At 73.4% G+C, this 3,624-nt stretch carries 3 protein-coding genes and 2 pseudogenes; 3 read left to right on the plus strand and 2 right to left on the minus strand.

Annotation, left to right across the window (positions count from 1 at the left end):
• Positions 1–332 (plus strand): annotated as a pseudogene (locus ACFFNX_RS45005) (prephenate dehydrogenase); the annotation flags it as partial.
• A gap of 187 nt (positions 333–519) precedes the next feature.
• Here the strand turns inward: ACFFNX_RS45005 and ACFFNX_RS45010 are convergent.
• Positions 520–1,632: pseudogene (locus ACFFNX_RS45010) on the minus strand (MFS transporter); the annotation flags it as partial.
• A 62-nt stretch (positions 1,633–1,694) separates the two neighbouring features.
• On the minus strand, positions 1,695–2,318 hold the full coding sequence (locus tag ACFFNX_RS45015; RefSeq protein ID WP_378212415.1) for a GntR family transcriptional regulator: 624 nt from the start codon (positions 2,316–2,318) through the stop codon (positions 1,695–1,697).
• A 128-nt stretch (positions 2,319–2,446) separates the two neighbouring features.
• Here ACFFNX_RS45015 and cmk point away from each other — a divergent pair, with 128 nt between their 5' ends.
• Positions 2,447–3,136 carry a (d)CMP kinase gene (gene cmk / locus ACFFNX_RS45020; protein ID WP_378212416.1) on the plus strand — a complete coding sequence of 230 codons (690 nt, stop codon included), beginning with the start codon at positions 2,447–2,449 and terminating at the stop codon, positions 3,134–3,136.
• A 64-nt stretch (positions 3,137–3,200) separates the two neighbouring features.
• Positions 3,201–3,624 (plus strand): GTPase (locus ACFFNX_RS45025; RefSeq protein WP_378212417.1); only part of this gene is annotated, 424 nt, incomplete at its 3' end.

Here is a 3,624-nt window from a genome sequence, read left to right on the forward strand (position 1 = left end):
TGGCCGCGACCGCCGCGGCGCTGCGCGCGGGCGACGAGACCGACGTGACCGGGCTGCTGAGGCGCGGTGGCACCGGCCGCCGCCGCCTGCCGGGAAAGCACGGCGACCGGGCCGGCACCTACGCGGTGGTGTCCGTCGTGATCCCCGACCGGCCCGGAGAGCTGGCGCTGCTGTTCCAGGCGGCCGGGGTCGCGGGCGTCAACATCGAGGACGTGACGATCGAGCATTCGCCCGGACGCCCCGTCGGTGTGGTCGAGTTGAGCGTGACGCCCGCGGCGGCAGAGCGCCTCGCGGACGAACTGCGGGCGCGTGGCTGGTCGGTTCCGGGCTGAGGGACCACCCGGCGCCTCCGCCGGGCGCAGGCCGGGACCGCCACGGACGCAGCAGCAGCGTCAGCCGTACGGTCCCGATCACGATCATGCAGGTGATCGGCACGAAGGCGAGCTGGAACGACGGGGCGTCGTAGGTGCCGCCGGCGGTGTCCAGCAGCGCTCCGGCGCTCAGCGAGCCGCTCATCGCCGCGGAGAACCCGCCGATGTTGACCACACCGGAGGCGATACCCCCACGGCTCGGCGGGTTCGCGTCGCGCGCCAGGTCGAAGGCGAGCATCGACGCCGCGCTGCCGACGGCGCTGAGAAGGACGAGGACCACCGCGAACGCCACGGGCAGGTGCCCGCCGGGCCAGGTGACCGCGGCGACCCAGACGGCGGCGAGGGCGGCGGCGACGGAGACGATCAGCCGCCCGCGCAGGTGGGGCCGGTGGCCCGCCACCCAGCCGAGGGCGGGCGCGACCACCAGCGGCGCCGCGGCGGTCAGCGTGAGCGTCAGCCGGGCCGGGCCCGCGCCCATGCCGAGCCCCTTGACCAGGTACGGGTAGCCCCACAGCGTCGCCAGCACCATGAACGCCGACATGAGCGTGAAGTGCGCCCACACGGCGGTGCGCGTGCCGCGTTGCCCGACCACCTCGCGCAGGTCGGCCAGTACGGAACCCGGTGTGCTGGAACGCTCCACCGCCGGTGCCGGATGGTCGGCGACCCACCGCCACACGACGAACGCGAGAGCGACGCTGAGCACGGCCGTGCCGAGGAAGGTCGGCGTCCAGCCGTACGCGCTCAGTGAGGCCGACAGCGGAACGGTGCCGCCGACCTGGCCGAGCGTCCCGGTCATCGCGGTCAGCGCGGTGAGCACCGCGAACCGCCGCCGGGGGAACCAGGAGGCGGCCAGGCGCACCACGCTGATGAAGGTGAAGGCGTCACCGAGGCCGACCATGCCACGGCCGAGGACGGCGAGCGGCAGCGAGGCCGCGAAGGCGAACAGCGTCTCGCCGAGGGCCATGCACAGCAGCGCGGCGCCGAGCATCCGGCGCGGGCCGAACCGGTCGGCCATGATGCCGCTCGGGACCTGCATGACCAGGTACACGCCGAGTTGCAGGATCGCGAAGGTGGACAGCGCGGTCGCGCCGACGCCGAAGCGCTGCTGGGCGGCGAGGGCCGCGACGCCGAGGCTCGTACGGTGGAAGAAGGCCACCAGGTAGACGAGGGCACCGACGGCCCACACGCTCCACGCACGGCGGCCGCCGAGGGGGTGGGAGGGGGCCTGCGGACGGGGCGGCGACGAAACCGCGACGTTCACGTTTTACCTTTCGGGGGGCAGGGGTGTACTCGGCGGGATGCGGTGGGGACGGCGGGGATCGGTCAGGAGCGGCCGCGCAGGGCGGATCCGGCGGTCTGCAGGTGCCGGTGGATCGCGGCGCGGATCCGGCGGCGGTCACCCGAGCGGACGGCCTCCAGGATCTCGGTGTGGTCCCGGATCGCGTCGGCGGCGCGTACGGGGTCGTCGGCGGTGAGGCGGGCCATGCGCAGCTGGCGGTCGCGCAGCGAGTCGTACAGCTGGGTGAGGATCTCGTTGCCGGCGGCGGCGACGAGCGAGCGGTGGAAGCACCGGTCGGCGTAGGCGAACTCCCGGCCGTCCCCGGCGTCGGCGTGCCGTCGCATGTCCTCCAGGAGCCGGGTGAGCTCGCCGACGAGCTCGGGCCCGATGGTGGCCCGGCCGGCGGTGAAGGTCTCCACCAGCTCGCGGGTCTCCAGCACGTCGGAGATCTCCTGGGGGGAGACCGGCAGGACCAGCGCGCCGCGCTTGGGGTAGAGGCGTACGAGGCCCTCGGTCTCCAGGCGGAGGAGCGCCTCGCGCACCGGGGTGCGGGACACCCCGACCGCCGTGGCGATCTCACCCTCGCTCAGCAGTGCGCCACCCGGGTAGACGCGGTCGAGGATGGCCTGCTTCACGTGGTCGTAGGCCCGGGAGGTCGCGGTGCTCATCTTGTATCTATGTTACATACAAGACGTATGCGACGGCGCACGGGCTTGCCGATGTACGGATCAAGCCGGCCCGCCGTACCGGTAGCCTCAGACGTTGGCCGGTCGGTACGGGAGAGGAAGCACACGAGATGCTCGTCATCGCCATGGACGGCCCCTCGGGTTCGGGCAAGTCCAGCGTGTCCAAGGGCGTGGCACGTGCCCTGGGGCTGCGTTACCTCGACACGGGCGCGATGTACCGCGCCGTGACGTGGTGGATGCTACGTCAGGGCGTCCCGACCGACGACCCGGCCGCGATGGCCGCCCGCGCGGGCGAGCCCGTCCTGAGTGTCGGCACCGACCCCGACGCCCCGTCGATCTCCGTCGACGGCACGGACGTCGCACGGCCCATCCGCACCAAGGAGGTCACCGGCGCCGTCAGCGCGGTGGCCGCGGTCCCGGAGGTGCGCCGGCGCCTCGTCGCGCTGCAACAGGAGATCATCGGCACCGGCGGTATCGTGGTGGAGGGCCGTGACATCGGCACGGTCGTCGCACCGGACGCGGCGGTCAAGATCTACCTCACCGCGAGCGCCGAGGCGCGCGCGCAGCGCCGCAGTAAGGAGCTGACCGGTGCCTCCGTCGCCGCGACCCAGGCCGACCTGGCTCGCCGCGACCACCATGACTCCACCCGCAAGGCCGACCCGCTGGCGCGCGCGGCCGACGCCGTGGAGGTCGACACCACCAGCTTGACCCTTCCCGAGGTCATCACCGAGATCGTACGGATCGCGAACGGCGCCGACGACGCGGTGCGGGAGACCGTGTACGGCGAGGAGCGTCCGTGAGCGAGCGAACCGATGAGCACGCGTTCCTGGCCTCTCCTCCGACGCAGGAGGATTCGTGAGTGAGATGGAGCACGCCGATGTCCTGGACATCGGCGACAGCGTGGAGCACGACGTCGCGCCGCCGCCGGTCGTGGCCGTCGTCGGCCGACCGAACGTCGGCAAGTCCACACTGGTCAACCGCATCCTGGGCCGCCGTGAGGCGGTCGTGGAGGATGTGCCCGGCGTGACCCGCGACCGGGTGGCGTACGACGCCGCGTGGGGCGGGCGCCGCTTCACGGTGCTCGACACCGGCGGCTGGGAGCCGAACGCCGAGGGCCTCGCGGCCTCCGTCGCCGACCAGGCGCGCCTGGCGGTCGACGCCGCGGACGTCGTGCTGTTCGTGGTCGACGCGACGGTCGGCGCCACCGACACCGACGAGGCCGTGGTGGGCGTCCTGCGGCGCGCCGACAAGCCGGTCGTGCTGGCCGCCAACAAGGTCGACGACGCAC

This window comes from Actinoallomurus acaciae (assembly GCF_042429965.1).
In the GTDB taxonomy this organism is placed as follows: Bacteria; Actinomycetota; Actinomycetes; order Streptosporangiales; family Streptosporangiaceae; genus Actinoallomurus; species Actinoallomurus acaciae.